This is a genomic window from Streptomyces sp. NPDC006925 (genome assembly GCF_042869575.1).
Lineage (GTDB): Bacteria > Actinomycetota > Actinomycetes > Streptomycetales > Streptomycetaceae > Streptomyces.
Genome location: NZ_JBIAGB010000015.1, coordinates 50,689 through 68,991 on the forward strand (window position 1 = coordinate 50,689; position 18,303 = coordinate 68,991).

Sequence of the window (18,303 nt, forward strand, 5' to 3'; positions counted from 1 at the left end):
CGCGGCCGACGAGGCGCGAGGCGCGAGGCGCGGGTCAGTCGCTGGCCACCTCGGCACGCGCCGCGTCGAAGCGCCCTTCCAGCTTGGCGACGAGCCCCGTCACCTGCCGGGCGATGTCCGGCGCGGTGAGCCCGATCTCCGCCATGATCTCCTTGCGGGAGCCGTGGTCCAGGAAACGCTCGGGGATGCCGAAGTCCCGCAGCGGCACGTCCACCCCGGCGTCCCGCAGCGCCTGCGCCACGGCGGAGCCGACCCCGCCCGCACGGCTGTTGTCCTCGACGGTGACGACGACCCGGTGCCGGTCCGCCAGCGCGGGGAGCGCCTCGTCGACCGGCTTGACCCAGCGGGGGTCCACCACGGTGGCGGTGATCCCCTGCTTGTCCAGCAGGTCGGCGATCTCCAGGCACATCGGCGCGAGCGCTCCGACGGACACGATCAGCACGTCGCCGGCCGCGTCCTCGGCGGGCTCCCGCAGCACGTCCATGCCGCCGATCCGGCGCAGTGCGGGGACGGCGGGGCCGACGGCGCCCTTGGAGTAGCGCACCACGGTCGGCGCGTCGTCCACCTCGACGGCCTCGCGCAACTGGGCACGCACCTGGTCGGCGTCGCGGGGCGCGGCCAACCGCAGGCCGGGCACGCACTGGAGGATGGACATGTCCCACATGCCGTTGTGCGAGGCGCCGTCCGAACCGGTGACCCCGGCGCGGTCCAGCACGAAGGTCACGCCGCACCTGTGCAGTGCGACGTCCATCAGGAGTTGGTCGAAGGCGCGGTTGAGGAAGGTGGCGTAGACGGCGAAGACGGGGTGGAGTCCGCCGGTCGCGAGCCCGGCGGCGGAGACCGCGCCGTGCTGCTCGGCGATCCCCACGTCGTACACGCGTTCGGGGAACTCCTGCGCGAAGGCGTGCAGTCCGACCGGCCGCATCATGGCCGCCGTGATGGCGACGATGTCCTTCCGCTCCCGGCCGAGCTTGACCATCTCCTCGCTGAAGACGGAAGTCCAGTCGGCGCCCGAGGACTTCACCGGCAGCCCGGTGTCGGGGTGGATGACCCCGACGGCGTGGAACTGGTCGGCCTCGTCCTGCCGGGCGGGCTGGTAGCCGCGGCCCTTCTCGGTGAGGCAGTGCACCAGCACCGGGCCGCCGAACCGCTTGGCGCGCTGCAGCGCCGACTCCACCGCCGCGATGTCGTGCCCGTCGATCGGGCCGACGTACTTCAGCCCCAGGTCCTCGAACATCCCCTGCGGCGCGATGAAGTCCTTCAGCCCCTTCTTCGCGCCGTGCAGCGTCTCGTACAGCGGCTTGCCCACCACAGGGGTGCGGTTGAGCACGTCCTTGCCGCGGGCGAGGAAGCGCTCGTAGCCGTCGGTGGTGCGCAGCGTGGCCAGATGGTCGGCGAGTCCGCCGATGGTGGGCGAGTAGGAGCGCTCGTTGTCGTTGACCACGATCACCAGCGGCCGGTCCTGAGCCGCGGCGATGTTGTTGAGGGCCTCCCAGGCCATCCCGCCGGTGAGCGCGCCGTCGCCGATGACCGCGACCACGTGGTCGTCGGCACCCCGCACCTCGTTCGCCTTGGCCAGGCCGTCCGCCCATCCCAGCACCGTCGAGGCGTGCGAGTTCTCGATCACGTCGTGTGCCGACTCAGCCCGCGAGGGGTAGCCCGACAGGCCGCCCTTGAGCCGCAGCTTCGAGAAGTCCTGCCGCCCGGTCAGCAGCTTGTGCACGTAAGACTGGTGCCCGGTGTCGAACAGCACCCGGTCTCTCGGCGAGTCGAACACCCGGTGCAGGGCGAGGGTCAGCTCCACCACGCCCAGGTTCGGACCCAGATGGCCACCGGTCTTGGAGACCGCCTCGACCAGGAAGGTGCGGATCTCCTCGGCCAGCTCCTCGAGCTGCTCCGGAGCGAGCCGGTCCAGATCGCGTGGTCCCCTGATGCGGGTCAGCAACGCCACCCGTACCTCCTTGCGTCAAGCGTGATCGAACGCTGTCGAGCCGTCGTTGTCGGACCGTGCCGATTCCTCCCCCGGGCCTCGGCCCGGAGGTACCACCGGACGGAGTCCGGAAGAGGTGCTCCCAAAGTCTAATGTTCCGCCGCCGCACGGATTCACCGGACGGTGGCAACTCAGTCACACGAATGCCGCGTCTCGGCATGTCTCCCGCCGGTCTCCCCACTGCCTGCCCGGGCCCGCCCGGGCCGGTCACGCGCGAGGGGTACTCCGGGAAGTGCTCCCGGGGTACCCCTCGTGTCCCGGCCGCAGGCCAGGTGATGCGCGACACGCACGGCACCGCCGCCGAGCCGCGCGGATCCGCAGGTCAGCCGCCCACTCCGGGGTCCGGACCGCGTCCGGACCGTGCCCGGACCGGACGGCGCCGGAATCCGCGCCGCAAGCGCCCGGAACAGACTCGGCCGGGCCCGATCACTCGGACCCGGCCGGTCCGTCCCGCAGCCTCTCGTCCCGGACGGGTCAGGCCCGCCCGGCGGTCTTCTGCGTCCGCCGGGAGACCGAGTCGATCACCACCGCGGCCAGCAGCACCGCACCGGTGATCATGTCGCGCAGCGCGGAGCCGGTGCCCAGCAGCGCCATGCCCGAGTTGATCGACTGGATGACCAGCGCGCCCAGCAGCGCCGACCAGGTCTTCCCGCGGCCGCCGAAGAGGCTGGTGCCGCCGATGACGGCTGCCGCGATGCAGTTCATCAGCAGGCTGCCCGCGCCGGAGGACTGGTTGGCCGCGTTGATCTGTGACGCGAAGAACAGTCCGCCGACGGCCGCCATCGTTCCGGCGATCGCGTAGACCGTGATCCGGATCAGCGGCACGTTGATCCCGGCCCGGCCCGCCGCCTCGCTGCTCCCGCCGACGGCGAAGACCTTGCGGCCGTAGCCCGTACGGCGCAGCACGAAGTCGCCGAGGACGACCATGCCCAGGAAGATCACCACGGCCAGCGGCAGCCCCCGGTAGGAGTTGAAGACGGCCGCCGCCGCGTACGCCGGGACCGCCAGGATCGCGGTGCGCAGCAGGATCTCGCTCAGCGGGCGGCTGGGGACCTCGGCCGCCTTCCGCCGCCGCGCGTCCAGCAGCGAGAAGGCGAGGAAGGCCAGCACGCAGACGGTGGCCAGGCCCATGGCCGCCGCCTTGTCGGCGAAGTAATAGTTGGTGAGATGCGCCACCACACCGTCGGCGTCGAGGTTGATCGTTCCGCTCGGCCCCAGGATCTGGAGCATCAGGCCGTTCCAGCCCAGCAGACCCGCCAGGGTGACCACGAAGGCCGGGACGCCGATCCTGGCGAAGAAGAAGCCGTGGACGGCGCCGGCCGCCATCCCGGTGAGGATGGCCAGCAGGACCGCCAGGACCTCGTTCATCCCGTGGTTGATGTTGAGGACGGCCAGCACCGCAGCGGACATGCCGCTGACCGAACCGACCGACAGGTCGATCTCGCCGAGGATCAGCACGAAGACGATCCCGACGGCGATCAGCCCGGTGCCCGCGCTCTGCACGAACAGGTTGCTGAGGTTGTTCGCACTCAGGAACGCCGAGTCCTGGAGCTGGAAGACCACACCGATGACCAGCAGGCCGATGACGACCGGGACCGAGCCCAGCTCGCCGGTCCGCAGCCGGCGCAGCAGGACGTCCAGATATCCGCTGAAGCCCTGCTGGCGCACCAGCAGCCGGGGGTCGACGGTGGAGACCTCGGCCGCCGGGGCCGGCGCTCCGCTCGCCCCGTCCTCCGGGGCCTTCGCCATGTCCACGGGCGCGTCGTCGGCCGGCGTGCCGTTCGTGGGGGTGTCGGTGGTCACTGCTGCACCTCCTTCGGGCGCGCGCTCTGGGCGGTACGGGCGTCGCGGCGGGTCACGACGTTGTCGGTCGCCCCGGTGATCGCGGAGACGATCTCCTCCTGGGTGGTCTCGCTCACCGTGTACGTCCCGTTGTTGCGGCCGAGGCGGAGCACCGCGACCCGGTCGCTGACGGCCCGGACGTCTGCCATGTTGTGGCTGATCAGCAGCACTCCCAGGTCCCGCTCCCGGAGCCGTTCGACCAGGTCGAGGACCTGCGCGGTCTGCTCCACACCGAGCGCGGCTGTGGGTTCGTCGAGGATGACGACGCGGGGCTCGCCCAGCAGGGAGCGGGCGATGGCGACGGTCTGCCGCTGCCCGCCGGAGAGCGAGGCGACGGGGACGCGGACGCTGGGGATGCGGATGGAGAGCGTGGAGAGCAGCTCGCGGGCGCGGCGCTCCATCTCCACCTCGTCCAGGATCCCGCGCGGCTTGATCTCGTTGCCGAGGAAGAGGTTCCCGACGACATCGAGGTTGTCGCACAGCGCAAGGTCCTGGTAGACGGTCGCGATGCCCAGTTCCTGGGCGTCGTGCGGCCGGTCGATCCGGACGGGTTCGCCGTTCCATTCCACCGTGCCCTCGTCGGCCGGGCCGACGCCCGCGATGGCCTTGACCAGGGTGGACTTTCCTGCACCGTTGTCCCCGACGAGTGCGACGACCTCGCCGGGGTGGACCTCCAGCTCGACGTCCGTGAGCGCCTGGACGGCGCCGAACCGCTTGGAGACTCCGCGCAACGCCAGCACGGGCGTAGCGGACACGTGAATCACTCCTTCTGCCCCGGGGCCGTGCCCGGGCCCACCGCCGCGGCGGTGGGCGGGCCGGCCGCCTGAGGGGTTACTTGATGCCCGCCTCGGTGCATGCCTTCTTGAAGTCGGCGGTGCAGATCTCCTTGGCCGTGAAGAATCCGGACTTGCCGACGTACTTCTTGATGTCGTCCTTGGTCAGCGGAAGCGGCGTGACGATCTTCGTCGGGACGCCCTTCTCGGACTGGCTGTCGGTCTTCGAGGAAGCGATCTTGTCCAGGGACTCGCCGCGGGCCAGCGCGACGGCGAACTCCGCGGCCGCCGAGGTCTCGGGCACGTAGGGCTTGTAGACGCTCATGAACTGCGAGCCCGCGAGGATCCGCTGCACCGCGTTGAGCTCGGCGTCCTGGCCGGTGACCGGAGGGAGCTTGTCCTTGTCGAAGCCCGCGCGCTTCAGCGCGGTGATGATGCCGCCCGCCATGCCGTCGTTGGCGGAGTAGACGCCGACGATGTTCTTCTTGCCGAGCGAGGAGATGGCGCCCTTCATGTTCTCGTTGGCGTTCTCCGGCTTCCACTCCTTGGTGTCGTACTCCTTGCCGATCTTCACCTTGCCGTCGAGGACGGAGTGGGCGCCGTCCTTGTACATCTTGGCGTTCGGGTCGGTGACGGAGCCGTTCATCATGACGATCTTGCCCTTGTCGGCCTTGTCGCCCAGCTCGTCGAGCAGGGACTGGGCCTGGATTCTGCCGACCCGGGGGTTGTCGACCGAGGTGTAGGCCTTGATCGGGCCCTCGGCCAGCCGGTCGTAGGCGACGACGGGGATGTCGCTGTCGTCGGCCTTCTTGACCGAGCTGGAGATCGACTTGGCGTCCACCGCGTCGACGATCAGCGCGTCGACCTTCTTGGTGATCATCGTTTCGACCTGCTGCTGCTGCAGGTTGGCGTCCTGCTTGGCGTTGGCGTACAGGACCTTGGTGTCCTTGCCCGCCAGTTCCTTGATCTTCTTGACCATCAGCGGCTTGTCGAACCGCTCGTAGCGGGCCGTCTGGTTCTCGGGCAGCAGCAGCCCGATGGTCAGCGGACCCTTCTTGGACTTGTCGCTGTCCTTGCCGTCCGCCTGGTCCGCACTGCCGCAGGCGGCCGTGCTGAGGGCGAGCGAGAGCGTGATGGTGCCGAGGGCGATGCCGCGCAGCGCTGCGTGCATTTCAGAGACCTCCCTGACGGGGCCGCGGCGGTGCGGCCGGGGTGTCCGGAAGTCAACTCGCAGGGGACTCAGCGGTCAATAAGCTAATACTTAACGAGACGACAACGATGCCATCCGTTGAAGACAGAAACCCAGGATGTTGCTGTCCGGTGCGCGGGGCGCCCCTCAGGCGGCCGCCGAGGCGGCATCCACCAGGGTGGCGTCGCCCATCTCGTCGAGGACCAGCGCGAGGGCGCCCAACACCTCGGCGCGGCTGTCGAGTTCGCCGGGCAGGACCTTCAGCCGACGCGCCGCGCTGGGGATGGCGTAGCGCGCGACCGAGTCCCGCACCGGGCCCAGCACCAGGTCCCCCGCCTTCGCGAGGTCGCCGCCGAGCACCACCCGCGAGGGGTTGAGGAGGTTGCAGAGGCTGGCGACGCCGCTGCCGATGTAGCGGCCGATGTCGGCGACGACCCGGCGGCAGCCCGGATCGCCCTCCGCCGCCAGCCGCACCACCCGGGCCATGGTCAGATCCGTGCCGTGGCTGGAGTGCAGCAGCGGCAGCACGTAGCGGGCCGCGGTGAAGGTCTCCAGGCAGCCGCGGTTGCCGCAACGGCAGACCGGACCGGACTCGTCCAGCGTGATGTGCCCGATCTCGCCCGCGGTGCCGCCCGGGCCGCGGTAGATCTGGCCGTTGATCACCAGGCCGGCGCCGACGCCGCTGGCGACCTTGATGTAGGCCAGGTCGCGGGCGCCGTGGCCGGCGCCCCAGACCTGTTCGCCGAGCGCGCCGAGATTGGCGTCGTTGTCGACGTAGACGGGCACCCCGGTCCGCGCGGCGAGTTCGTCGCGCGGGTTGGTCCCCGCCCAGCCGGGGAGGATGGCGGTGGAGCCGAGCACACCGGTCTCGATGTCGATGGGGCCGGGGACGCCCAGCCCGATGCCGATGACCTTGCCCGGGCTGATGCCGCTCTCCCCCACCAGCCGCCGCACCAGGCGCTCGGCACGGTCGAAGCCCTGCTCGGCCGAGGCGTCCACGTCGATGGGCTCGGCGTCCTCGGCCAGCACGGTGTGCGCCAGGTTGCCGACGGCGACCCGCAGGTGGGAGTGGCCGAAGTCGACCCCGACGACGATCCCGGCGTCGGCGCTCAGCGAGACGGCCCGGGCCCGGCGTCCGCCCGACGAGGTGGGGGTGACCTCCACGGTCCCGGCGTCCTTGAGCTCACGGACGATGTTGGAGACGGTCGCCGCTGACAGCCCCGTGCCGCGGGCGATCTCCGCCTGGGTGAGCGAACCGGCCATCCGGACCGCCCGTACGACACGCTCGAGATTGGCCCGGTGCAGCGAGGACTGCGACCCCGGAGTCTCCACCACTGTTCACTCCCCGCTTGTCTCCAACATCTGAACCCTTAGCAGAGCCCCGGCGGTTCTTCCCGTCAAGCCCTGCGAGCCGGGCGGGGAACGGCTGGTGCTCATTTGTGGCTCATCATACGGAGCTGAGCGGGAACAAAGCGCCGGGTCCCCGGCGGCGACCGGGAACCCGGGAACAGCCACGGGCGTGCAGAAGTCTATGCCCGCTTTCTGCCCGTGTACGGCGCTCGGCGCAGACCGCGGTACGGAGACGCGCACGGCCGTGCCCCGGCCGGCCACCGGCCGGCCGGGGCACGGCAGGCGGTCACTTCACGGAGCCCGCGGTCAGGCCGGAGACCACGTGCCGCTCGATGAAGGCGAACAGGACGATCACCGGGATGATCGCGACGACCGACGCGGCGAACAGGTAGTTCCACTGCACCGTGTAGGCGCCGATGAAATTGTTGATCCCGACGGTCAGCGGCTGCTTGTCCGGCTCGGTGGAGAGCGTCAGCCCCATCACGAACTCGTTCCAGGACGTGATGAAGGTGAAGATCACCGCGGTCACCACGCCAGGCAGTGCGAGCGGCAGCGTCACCTTGATCATCGCGCCGAAGCGGCTGGTGCCGTCCACCATCGCCGCCTCCTCCAGCTCCGGCGGGATCGACCCGATGTAGGCGGTCAGGATCCACACGGCGAAGGCCAGGTTGAACGCGGCGTTGGTGAGGATCAGTGTCCAGATCGAGTTGAGCATCTCCAGCTGGTGGAACTCCCGGTAGAGCCCCACCAGCAGCGCCGTCGGCTGGAACATCTGGGTGACCAGCACCAGCAGGAGGAACCATTTGCGTCCCCGGAACCGCATCCGCGCCGTGTAGTACGCGGCCGGCAGCGAGACGAGCAGCACCAGGATCGTGGCGCCGCCGGAGATCAGCAGCGTCACCTGGAGGTTGTCCCCGAGCGAGGACTCCTTCCAGACGTCGATGAAGTTCGACCAGTTCAGCGTGTCCGGCAGATAGGTGCGGTCCCGCAGCTCGTCGGCCGGCCGCAGGGCCGTGACGATCATCTCCAGGTACGGCGCGAGGAACAGGGCCGCGAGCAGCCAGGCCACGGCGGTGATCACCAGGGTGCGGGGCCGGAAGGTGCGCTTCGGCGGCCGCGCCGTGGGCCTGGCGGGCGCGGCGGGACCCCGCTCGGCGGACTCGGGGTCGCGGCCGGGGCCGGCTCCGGCGGTCTGGGTTGCGGTCGCCATCAGTCCTCCTCGTTCCACCGGCTGACCTTCAGGAAGATCAGCACGAGCACGACGACCATCGCGAAGTTGACCACCGACATCGCCGCGGACTCGGCGATGTCCGTCTCCTTCAGCTTGTACATGAACACCGTGGTCGTCGCGGTGTCGCTGCCCGGTCCGCCCTGCGTCATCGCCCAGATGATCGGGAACGAGTTGAAGACGTTGATCAGGTTGATGACCACGCCGACGAGGAAGGCCGGGCGCAGCAGCGGCAGCGTGATGCCCTTGTAGGTCTGCCAGGAACCGGCGCCGTCGATCCGCGCGGCCTCGTAGACGTCGGCCGGGATCGTCTGGAGCCCGGCCAGCAGGGTGTAGGTGGTGAAGGGCAGCGAGACGAAGACCGCCACGAACATCATCCAGGGCCAGGCGGTACCGGCCGATCCCAGCCAGTCCTTGGAGCTGTCGATGATGCCCAGGTCGATCATGACGGTGTTCAGCACACCGGCCGTCCGGTTGAGCATCCACTTGAAGCCGATCGCCGTCATCAGCACCGAGGCGGCCCAGGGTGCGATGAGGGCCCAGCGGGTGACGCGGCGGCCGGGGAAGTTCTGGTTGAACAGCTGCGCCAGGCAGAGCGAGAGCAGCATCGTCACGCCGACGACCACGACCGTCCACAGCACGGTCCACAGCAGGACGTGGCCGAAGTCGGTCTCGTCGAAGAGCTTCTTGTACTTGTCGGTGCCGGCCGAGCCCCGCACGATCCCCGCGATGCTGATGTTCAGGAACGAGGTCCTGATCAGCTCGATGACGGGCCAGACGACGACAGCGAGAATGAGCAGGACGACAGGGGCGATCCAGGGGAGCGGGCCCAGCCGGGCCAGCCCGCCGCTCGTGCGGCGGACCGGCCGGCCGGACTGCCCTCCCCGCCCCCGGCTCCTGCGGGCCGGGGACGGCGGGGCCTTCATTGACACGGGGTCTCCTTGCGGTACGGAGGTGCAGGGTGGTGCGGGCCGCGGCCTACTTGTCGGCCGCCGCCTCCTCCGCCTTCTTCTGCAGGTCGCCCAGGACCTTCTTCGGGTCCTCCTTGGCCGCCTTGCCGCCGCTCTTCTTGATCTCGGCGGAGACGACGTCCCAGGACGGGTCGCCCAGCGGGTAGAACTTGGCGTTCTGCAGCTCGTCGAAGAAGGGCTTCAGGTCCTCGTGCTTGCCGTTGGACTGCATCGTCTCCAGCGCGTCCTGGGTGACGGGCGGGAAGTTGTACATCTCGTCGAACTTCAGCATCTTCTTCGAGTAGACGAAGTCGAGGAACTTCTTGATCTGCTTCTGCTTGCCGCCGTCCTTGAAGGCCATCATCCAGTCGGCGACGCCGAGGGTGGACTTCAGCGGTCCGTCCTTGCCGGGGATGGTGGTGACGCCGTAGTCGACCTTGCCCTGCTTGGCCATCTGGACCAGGCTCGGGTGGCCGTTGAGCATGCCCGCCTTGCCGGCCGCGAAGTCCGCGAAGGCGGTCTTGCGGTCGGTGGTGCCCGGGTTGGAGTAGGTCAGCCCCGGCTTGACCAGGTTGTCCTGCAGCCAGTTGAAGGTCTCGACGTTCTTGGCGCTGTCGATGGTGTACTTGCCGCTGCCGTCGGTGTAGCCACCGCCGTTGCCCAGCTCCCACATCATCATCTCGCCCTGGGCCTCCTCGGGGCCCAGGGGCAGCGCGTAGGGGGTGTCGGCGGCCTTGGACTTCTTTATCTTCTCCGCGGCGTCGGCCAGCTCGTCCCAGGTCTTCGGCGGGTTCTTGATGCCCGCCTCCTTGAAGACCTCCTTGTTGTAGAAGAGCACCCGGGAGGAGGAGACCCACGGGATGCCGTACTGGGTACCGTCCACCTCGCCGGCCTTGGCGAAGGAGGGGATGAGGTTCTTCTGCGTCGCGGGCGAGAGGACCTCGTCCGCCTTGTAGAGCAGGTCGTCGGCGACCTTGTCGGCGTAGCCGCCGGTCTGCAGCAGATCCGGCACGTTGCCGCTCTGGATCATCGTCTTGACCTGCTTGTCGATGTCGTTCCAGTTGATGACCTGGACGTCGACCTTGATGTCCTTGTTCTGCTTCTCGAAGTCCTCGGCCACCTTGTCCCAGTAGATCTTGGAGGCGTTGGACTTCTTGTCGCCGTAGTCGGCGGCCACCAGTTTGATGGTGTTCTTGTCCCCGGAGCCCCCGCTGTCACCGCCACAGGCGGTCACGCTCAGTGCCATGGCGAGCACTGCGGCGCCGGCCGCCGCTGCTCTCTTGTTCATGTTGCTCAACCCTTCGACATCGGTGTCGACTTGCTCGCAGGTGATGCGTCACGCTCCGGGCGCGACCCGGACCTCCCGGGCAGCGTCGGTCGAGGAGGGCCCCGACCGCTCGGTGAGGTGTTCCCCCGTGCCGCTACGGCGCAGAGACTACTCACGGCATATTCCGTCGCACAGGTCTAGGCCACTTTCGTGGCCAACCTGAAATCACCGCGCCCCACGGAGGGTTAGACCGGCCTACTTCAGGGCACCGGCCGTCAGCCCCGCCTGCACCTGCCGCTGGAAGACGGCATAGACCACCAGCACCGGCACCATGGCGATGGTGAGCCCGGCGAACAGGGCCCCCCAGTCTCCCGCGTAGCCCTGCGACACCGTCAACGCCGCGAGCCCCTGAGGCAGCACGTAGTTGTTCTCGTCCTCGTTGTTGAGCAGCAGCGGCAGCAGGTACTGGTTCCACTGGCCGAGGAAGTTGAAGATCCCGATGCTCACCAGGCCCGGCTTGGCCATGGGCATCATCACCTGGAAGAACGTCCGGGTGTGCGAGGCCCCGTCGATCATCGCCGCCTCCTGGACCCCGCTGGGCAGGGTCCGGAAGAACGAGGTGAGGAAGAAGGTGGTGAAGGGCAGCGAATAGGCGATGTAGGCGATGATCAGACCCGGGCGGGTGTCCAGCAGGGACATGTTGTCCATGATGGTGAAGAGCGGGATCAGCGCCAGGATCACCGGGAACATCATGCCGCCGGCGAACAGCAGGAAGACGAACCGGTTGCCCGGAAAGGTGAACCGGGCGATGACGTAGGCCGCCATCGAGCCCAGCAGCATGGTGCCGGTCAGCGAGCCCGCCAGGATGATCACCGAGTTGAACGCGTACCGGCCGATCTTCGCCTCTGTCCAGGCATGCGCGAAGTTCTGCCAGTGGAGCGAGGTCGGCAGACCCATCGGGTCGTTGAGGAAGTCCGCGGTGGGGCGGAAGGCCGTCAGCGCCACCCAGATCAGCGGTCCGGCCGCCATCACCACCCAGGCGATCAGGAAGGCGTGCGAGAAGACGTTCAGCACGCCGCTCTCGCCGCGCCCCGGGCCGAAGCGTGCCGCGTCCCCGGCGGCGGGCGTGGAGGGGGGCGCGGCGGGATCCTCCGCCCGGTCGGTGACGGCGTCGGTGGACATCGGTTCGGCACTCATCGCTTCGCTTCCCCGCTTCTCAGTACTCGATCTGGTCACGGCGCCCGACCCGCATCACGATCAGTGTGAAGACCATGCTGAGGACGAGGAGCACCACGCCGATGGCGGTGGCATAGCCGAACTGCCCCTCCCGGAACCGCTCGTAGAGGTAGACCGGGGTCACCTTCAGCGCATGCGGCGGCACCATGATCAGCACGACCGCGAAGGCGTCCAGGGCCTGGATGCCCATGTAGATCCAGCCGGTGCGCACGGTGTCCCAGATCAGCGGCAGGGTGACCCGGAAGAAGGTCGCGGCGCGCCCGGCGCCGTCCAGCAGCGCGGCCTCGTAGATGTCCTTGGGGATGGCGCCCATGGCGGCCGAGAAGAGCACCACGTAGAAGCCGACGAAGCTCCAGGCGATCACCGCCATGGTCGAGAAGAGGGCGAGCTTGTAGTCGCCGCCCAGCCAGCGCTGTTCGAGCCCCTCCAGCCCCACGGAGCCGAGCAGGCCGTTGAGCAGGCCGCTGCGGGAGCTGTAGACCTGCTGCCACACCACGGCGATCAGCGCGATGGACAGCACCTGCGGGAAGAAGTAGACGATCTTGTAGAGCGAGGAGCCCGCCACGCCCGAGACCGCCTGTCCCCTGCGGTGCCGTCCACCCGCGGTGATCATGTAGGCGAAGAAGATGCCCAGTGCCAGGGTGACCAGCGGAACGACGACCAGCAGCAGCAGACTGGACTGCAAGGAGGCCCAGAAGCGCTCGTCGTTCCACATCTTCACGTAGTTGTCGAAGCCGACGAAGTTCGCCGTGGCACCGCCCGCCCAGTCCGTGAACGAGTAGTAGATCGCCTGGAGGAACGGGGAGATGACGAAGACCGCGTAGAAGGCCAGCGGCAGGGCCAGAAAGCCCACGATGAAGCGGTACTTGTCCAGCGTGCGGTATCTGCGGTCGTTGCGCACCCGCTCCGGGGTGAACCGGGGCGGCAGGACGACGGCCAGCGCGAAGGCCGCTCCCCCGCCCGCCCGGGTCCGCCCGACAGGCCGCTTCCCGCTCGTCTGCCCGCCCGTGGCCGGCCGTGTCTCAGTCTTCACGCCGCTCCGATTCTCCCCGGGTCCGCGCCCGCTGCCCGGTCGCTCAGGACTTCTTGATCTTCGTGACGTCGGGGTCCTTGGCGGTGCGGTCGGCGGCCTTCTGCATCGCGTTCATGGCCTCCTTCACCGATGTCTCGCCATTCATGAACTTGCCCACGACGGCGTCGAAGTCCACCCGCCACAGATCGGCGTACCACTCCTTGAAGAAGGCGATCACGATGTTGTCGCCGGCGGCCTTGACGGCCTGCTGCGCGCTGTCCACGCCCGGCGGCAGCTCCATCCCGTCGATGGCGCCCTTGACCACGGGCATCGAGGAGACCTCGTGGAAGAGGTTCACCGCGGCCTTCTTGCTGTACATCATCCGCATCCACTCCAGCCCGCCCCGGCGGTTCGAGGCCTTGGCCGGGATGATGTAGGGCTCGCCGGGCGGCGCGTAGAGGGTGCCGAAGGGCATCGCGTCGCCCTTGTCGAGCGAGGGCGTCGCACCGACCCGCATCTCGAAGTTCTTGGGCGTGGTGTCCTTCGCCTCGTTCTCCACCCAGGAGCCGTCCGGGATGAAGACGGCCTTGCCCTTCGTCCAGGCGGTCTGCGCCTCGATGTGCGCGTTCTTGCCGTCGAAGCCGGTCAGCACGTATTTCTTGGCGAGCAGCTCCTCATACGCTTCGAAGACCTGCTTGACCGCGTCGGTCTTCCAGGCGTTCGGCTCCAGATAGTCGAAGGCGTCGAGCTGCTCGCGGCCGCCCGCCTGGCCGAACATGGCGTACATGCTGAAGAACATGTAGCGGGGGTGGCCCGCCGGGTACGTCCAGCCGTGCAGCCCCTTCTTCTTGGCCTTCTTGCAGAGGGCCAGCATGTCGTCCCAGGTCTTCGGGTATTCGGCCTCCAGCGTGTCGCGGAGCATCGTGTCCGAATACCAGATGCCGTACACGGTCTGGGCGATGTTGAGCTGGTAGCAGGCGTCGCCGCCGAACTGCCCCATCTCCACGACGCCGGGCACCAGGGTGTCGCGCACCTTGACGTCCGGGTCGTCCCAGCTCGGCGCGTCGAGCAGTTCGGTGACGTCGCTGACCTGCTTGTTCTTGACGAGCTTCGAGATCGACATCATCTCGGCGCCGGAGTTGTTGACCACGTCCGGCGGATCGCCCTTGATGATCCGCGGCTGGACCTGGGTGGCGATGCGTTCGGTCCGCTTCTGGTCGACCTCGGCCTTCGTGTACTGCTTCTCGTACATGTCGCTGACGAAGCGCGCGTACTTGTCGTCGTATCCGCCGTTGAAGACGTAGACCTGCAGTCCGGCGTCCTTCTTGACGCCGAGCGGATTCTTGTCCGTCTTCTCGCCCTTTTCCGCCGTGGTGTCCTCACCGCCACCGGTGGCGCAGGACGTCAGCGAACCGAGGGCCGGCACGGCGAGAAGTCCGGCCGCGGTGGCCTTGACGACGTCGCGACGGTTGACGCTGTTGGTTCCCATGCTCAAGTCCTCGCCTTCTTCAGGACTCAGGCGGTGTACCGGTCTCCTGTCGACTCGCCACCGGCGAAGGGCCCGACACCGCGGGTCAGTTGTAGCTGGGTGGTGCGGATCTTGCGGATGGTGCGCCGATGAGGCGGCGGCCGCGCGCGGTACCGCTCAAGGTGCGGACAGGTATAGTCCACTCTTCGCCACCCGGGCAAGATCGAGAACATTCCCGTCCGCCATCTTTCCCGAGTTGAGACCTGTTTCGATTCCCTCCTTCCCCCGAGTCCCTCCGAGTCCCCCTGAATACCCCCGAGTTCCTCCGATTTCCTCCGAGGTCCCCGACTCCCCTTGACACCCAGGGGAAGACGTACGTTACTTGTCGCTGATATCCACAATCTGACAACGTTGTCGGCCTGTTCGCCTGTTGAGAGGTCCGTGTGCGCCGCAGCCCACAACCCCGTCCCCGGCCCACGGCCGGATCCGGACCCGCAACCCGGCTCCGCCGCGGACCGAAGATCCGACCGCGGGCCTTATCCCGTCGGACGGCCACCCGGCGCCGGACACTCGCCGTGCTCCTCGCGCTGCTCGTCACCACCACGGCACAGGCCACCACCGCCGTCGCGGCACCGGACCCGGGCACCGGCCCGCGGGCCACCCGGTTCGCCTCCTCGTTCGAGGCCGAGACGCCACCGCCGGACTGGGACGACACCGTCGAGACCGGGCCGGACGGCAGGCCCCGCGCCGACGGAGTCACCGCCGACGGCCGCCCCGGGCTGGCCACCCGCACCGGCGGCGGACCCGAGTCCTCGCCCACCGCCAGGACCGGCGCCGGCTTCACCGGGGCCCGCGCCCTGCGCTTCGCGGGCGACCACGCCGCACCGGGCCGCGGATACGCGTACAACAAGATCTTCGACGTCGATGTCACCGTCACCCGCGACACCGTGCTCTCCTACCGGCTCTTCCCCGAGATGACCGGCCAGGACCGCTCCTACGCCGCCACGCACGTCGCCGTCGACCTCGTCTTCACCGACGGCAGCCGCCTCGGCGACCTGCGCGCCGCCGACCAGCACGGCACCCGGCTCACCCCGGCCGCGCAGGGCGCCGCCAAGACCCTGCACGTCAACCAGTGGAACAACGTCGAGGCCCGGATCGGCCGCCTCGCCGAGGGCCGGACCGTCGACCGCGTCCTGCTCGGCTACGACGCGCCGTCCGGCCCGGCGAACGGCTCCCGCGCCTTCGCGGGCTGGCTCGACGACCTGCGGCTCGCCCCGCAGCGGCCGGCCGCCCCCAAGGCCCACCTCTCCGACCACGTCCGCACCACCCGGGGCACCCTCTCCAGCGGCTCCTTCTCGCGCGGCAACACCTTCCCCGCCACCGCGCTCCCCCACGGCTTCAACTTCTGGACGCCGGTGACCGACGCGGGCGCCAAGAGCTGGCTGTACGAGTACGCGCGGAAGAACAACGCCGACAACCTGCCGGCGCTGCAGGCCTTCAGCGCCAGCCACGAGCCCAGCCCCTGGATGGGCGACCGGCAGACGTTCCAGGTGATGCCCTCGACCGCGAAGGGCACCCCCAGCGCCTCCCGTACCGCCCGCGCACTGCCCTTCCGGCACTCGGAGGAGACGGCCAGGCCGCACTACTACGGCGTCACCTTCGAGAACGGGCTGCGCACCGAGGTCACCCCGACCGACCACGCGGCGATGATGCGCTTCACCTTCCCGGAGCGGGACGCCGCCGCGCTCCTCTTCGACAACGTCGACGACCACGCGGGGCTCACCCTCGACACTCGCCGGGGCACCGTCAGCGGCTGGTCCGACGTGCGCAGCGGGCTGTCCACCGGCGCGACCCGGATGTTCGTGCACGCCGAGTTCGACGCACCCGTCACCGGCGGCAGCAAGCTGAAGGACGGCGGGAGCAAGGACGCCGCGGGCTATCTGCGGTTCGCGCCGGGAGCGGACCGCACGGTCACCATGCGGATAGCCACCTCGCTGATCAGCGTCGCGCAGGCGAAGGCCAATCTGCGTGCCGAGGTCCCCGCCGACCACTCCTTCGCACAGGTGCGCAAGCGGGCCCAGGCGCGGTGGGACGACCTGCTGGGCGTCATCGAGGTCGAGGGCGCCACCCCCGACCAGCTCACCACCCTCTACTCCAACCTCTACCGGCTCTACCTCTACCCCAACGCGGGCCACGAGCGGGTCGGCGGCCGGACCCGCTACGCCAGCCCCTTCTCCCCCGCCGCGGGTCCGGACACCCCCACCAGGACCGGCTCGAAGATCGTCGACGGCGAGGTGTACGTCAACAACGGCTTCTGGGACACCTACCGCACCACCTGGCCCGCCTACTCCCTCCTCACCCCGAAGCAGGCGGGGAAGATGGCCGACGGGTTCGTGCAGCAGTACAAGGACGGCGGCTGGATCTCCCGCTGGTCCTCCCCCGGCTACGCCGACCTGATGACCGGCACCTCCTCCGACGTCGCCTTCGCCGACGCCTACCTCAAGGGCGTCGACTTCGACGCGGAGGCCGCCTACGAGGCCGCCGTCAAGAACGCCACCGTCGCCCCTCCCGATCCCGGCGTCGGCCGCAAGGGCATGGCCACCTCCCCCTTCCTCGGCTGGACGAGCACCGACACCAAGGAGGGCCTGTCCTGGGCCCTGGAGGGCTACCTCAACGACTTCGGGATCGCCCGGATGGGCAAGGCCCTCTACAAGAAGACCGGCAAGAAGCGCTACCGGGAGGAGTCGGCCTACTTCTCCCAGCGCGCCCGCGGCTACGTCCACCTCTTCGACAAGAAGACCGGCTTCTTCCAGGGCAGGAGACCCGACGGCTCCTGGCGGCTTTCCCCGCAGGAGTACGACCCGCGTGTGTGGGGCTACGACTACACCGAGACGAACGGCTGGAACTCCGCCTTCACCGCGCCCCAGGACACCCGCGGCCTGGCCGCCCTGCACGGCGGCCGCTCGGGCCTCGCCGAGAAGCTGGACCGCTACTTCGCCACCCCGGAGACGGCCGAGAAGAAGTACGCGGGCAGCTACGGCGGGGTGATCCACGAGATGACCGAGGCCCGCGACGTGCGGATGGGCATGTACGGGCACAGCAACCAGCCCTCGCACCACATCCCCTACCTGTACGACGCGGCCGGGCAGCCCTGGAAGACCCAGGCCAAGGTCCGCGAGGTGCTCTCCCGGCTCTACGTCGGCAGCGAGATCGGCCAGGGCTATCCGGGCGACGAGGACAACGGCGAGATGTCGGCCTGGTACATCTTCAGCGCACTGGGCTTCTACCCGCTGGTCATGGGCTCCCCCGAGTACGCGGTCGGCTCACCGCTGTTCACCAAGGCCACCGTCCATCTGGAGAACGGCCGGGATCTGGTGGTCGAGGCGCCGAAGAACAGCGCCGAGAACGTCTACGTCCAGGGCCTGAAGGTCGACGGCAAACGCTGGAACTCCACCGCGCTGCCGCACAAGCTGCTGGCCGACGGCGGCACCCTGGAGTTCGCCATGGGCCCGAAGCCGTCGAAGTGGGGCTCGGGCCGCGATGCGGGACCGACCTCGCTCACCCGCGGCGACCGGGCGCCGACGCCGGTCGCCGACGTCAGCGAGCCGGGTGACTCCCCGCTGCTGGACGACACCTCCGACACGGCCGCGGACGCCGCGTCCGGCCCCGTCGCGGTGACGGACGGCGCCCGCGTCACGGCGTACACCCTCACCTCCGACGACCACACCGAGGCACCCGGCGGCTGGCGGCTGCAGGGATCCCGGGACGGCAAGCGCTGGCACACCCTGGACCGGCGCGCGGACGAGACGTTCCGCTGGAACAAGCAGACCCGCGTCTTCACCCTCCCCCGCAGCGCGCACTACACCCGCTACCGCCTGCTCCCTGCCACGGAGAGCAGCCGCCTCGGCGAACTCGAACTCCTCGGCAGACGCTGACCGACGCGCCTGCGCGGGCGCCTGTGACCGTGCGGGACGCCGCCGGCAGCGGGGGAGGGCCGG

At 69.2% G+C, this 18,303-nt stretch carries 12 protein-coding genes; 1 reads left to right on the plus strand and 11 read right to left on the minus strand.

The annotated features are described in order from the left end of the window. Positions 1-34 precede the first annotated feature (34 nt). From dxs to ngcE, 11 genes are all read right to left on the minus strand, one after another. Entirely contained in the window at positions 35-1,951 is a 1,917-nt protein-coding gene (gene dxs, locus ACFYNS_RS20620) for a 1-deoxy-D-xylulose-5-phosphate synthase (protein ID WP_360291560.1), read from the minus strand. A 513-nt stretch (positions 1,952-2,464) separates the two neighbouring features. After that, on the minus strand, positions 2,465-3,793 hold the full coding sequence (locus tag ACFYNS_RS20625; protein ID WP_388604357.1) for a sugar ABC transporter permease: 1,329 nt from the start codon (positions 3,791-3,793) through the stop codon (positions 2,465-2,467). Further along, complete coding sequence (locus ACFYNS_RS20630; protein WP_360291563.1) at positions 3,790-4,596, minus strand: ATP-binding cassette domain-containing protein; 807 nt, start codon at positions 4,594-4,596, stop codon at positions 3,790-3,792. The genes ACFYNS_RS20625 and ACFYNS_RS20630 overlap by 4 nt, the downstream gene beginning before the upstream one ends. A gap of 67 nt (positions 4,597-4,663) precedes the next feature. Then, complete coding sequence (locus ACFYNS_RS20635) at positions 4,664-5,776, minus strand: substrate-binding domain-containing protein (RefSeq protein ID WP_019357330.1); 1,113 nt, start codon at positions 5,774-5,776, stop codon at positions 4,664-4,666. A gap of 165 nt (positions 5,777-5,941) precedes the next feature. Next, positions 5,942-7,126: an ROK family protein gene (locus ACFYNS_RS20640; protein WP_388604449.1), complete on the minus strand. Its 1,185-nt coding sequence runs from the start codon at positions 7,124-7,126 to the stop codon at positions 5,942-5,944. Positions 7,127-7,430: 304 nt separating this feature from the next. Continuing rightward, complete coding sequence (locus ACFYNS_RS20645; protein ID WP_360291568.1) at positions 7,431-8,354, minus strand: carbohydrate ABC transporter permease; 924 nt, start codon at positions 8,352-8,354, stop codon at positions 7,431-7,433. After that, a complete protein-coding gene (locus ACFYNS_RS20650; protein WP_019357333.1) occupies positions 8,354-9,298 on the minus strand; it encodes a carbohydrate ABC transporter permease in 945 nt (314 codons plus the stop codon). Before ACFYNS_RS20650 ends, ACFYNS_RS20645 begins: the two co-directional genes overlap by 1 nt. 52 nt (positions 9,299-9,350) lie before the next feature. After that, entirely contained in the window at positions 9,351-10,610 is a 1,260-nt protein-coding gene (locus tag ACFYNS_RS20655) for an extracellular solute-binding protein (protein WP_360291572.1), read from the minus strand. Positions 10,611-10,844: 234 nt separating this feature from the next. Further along, entirely contained in the window at positions 10,845-11,786 is a 942-nt protein-coding gene (locus tag ACFYNS_RS20660) for a carbohydrate ABC transporter permease (RefSeq protein WP_388604359.1), read from the minus strand. Between the two features lie 19 nt (positions 11,787-11,805). After that, the gene (locus ACFYNS_RS20665) at positions 11,806-12,753 is read right to left on the minus strand and encodes a carbohydrate ABC transporter permease (protein WP_388604452.1); all 948 of its coding nucleotides are present in this window, start codon (positions 12,751-12,753) and stop codon (positions 11,806-11,808) included. 148 nt (positions 12,754-12,901) lie between these two features. Then, positions 12,902-14,326, minus strand: a complete 1,425-nt coding sequence (ngcE, locus tag ACFYNS_RS20670) for an N-acetylglucosamine/diacetylchitobiose ABC transporter substrate-binding protein (protein WP_388604361.1) — start codon at positions 14,324-14,326, stop codon at positions 12,902-12,904. A 500-nt stretch (positions 14,327-14,826) separates the two neighbouring features. Here ngcE and ACFYNS_RS20675 point away from each other — a divergent pair, with 500 nt between their 5' ends. Beyond that, positions 14,827-18,240 carry a GH92 family glycosyl hydrolase gene (locus ACFYNS_RS20675; RefSeq protein ID WP_388604454.1) on the plus strand — a complete coding sequence of 1,138 codons (3,414 nt, stop codon included), beginning with the start codon at positions 14,827-14,829 and terminating at the stop codon, positions 18,238-18,240. Positions 18,241-18,303: the final 63 nt, after the last annotated feature.

Bases quoted from the DNA above. Each gene is read 5' to 3' on its own strand.
- ACFYNS_RS20635 (WP_019357330.1), bottom strand. From the start codon at position 5,776: ATGCACGCAGCGCTGCGCGGCATCGCCCTCGGCACCATCACGCTCTCG.
- ACFYNS_RS20645 (WP_360291568.1), bottom strand. From the start codon at position 8,354: ATGGCGACCGCAACCCAGACCGCCGGAGCCGGCCCCGGCCGCGACCCC.
- ACFYNS_RS20650 (WP_019357333.1), bottom strand. From the start codon at position 9,298: ATGAAGGCCCCGCCGTCCCCGGCCCGCAGGAGCCGGGGGCGGGGAGGG.
- ACFYNS_RS20655 (WP_360291572.1), bottom strand. From the start codon at position 10,610: ATGAACAAGAGAGCAGCGGCGGCCGGCGCCGCAGTGCTCGCCATGGCA.
- ACFYNS_RS20660 (WP_388604359.1), bottom strand. From the start codon at position 11,786: ATGAGTGCCGAACCGATGTCCACCGACGCCGTCACCGACCGGGCGGAG.
- ngcE (WP_388604361.1), bottom strand. From the start codon at position 14,326: ATGGGAACCAACAGCGTCAACCGTCGCGACGTCGTCAAGGCCACCGCG.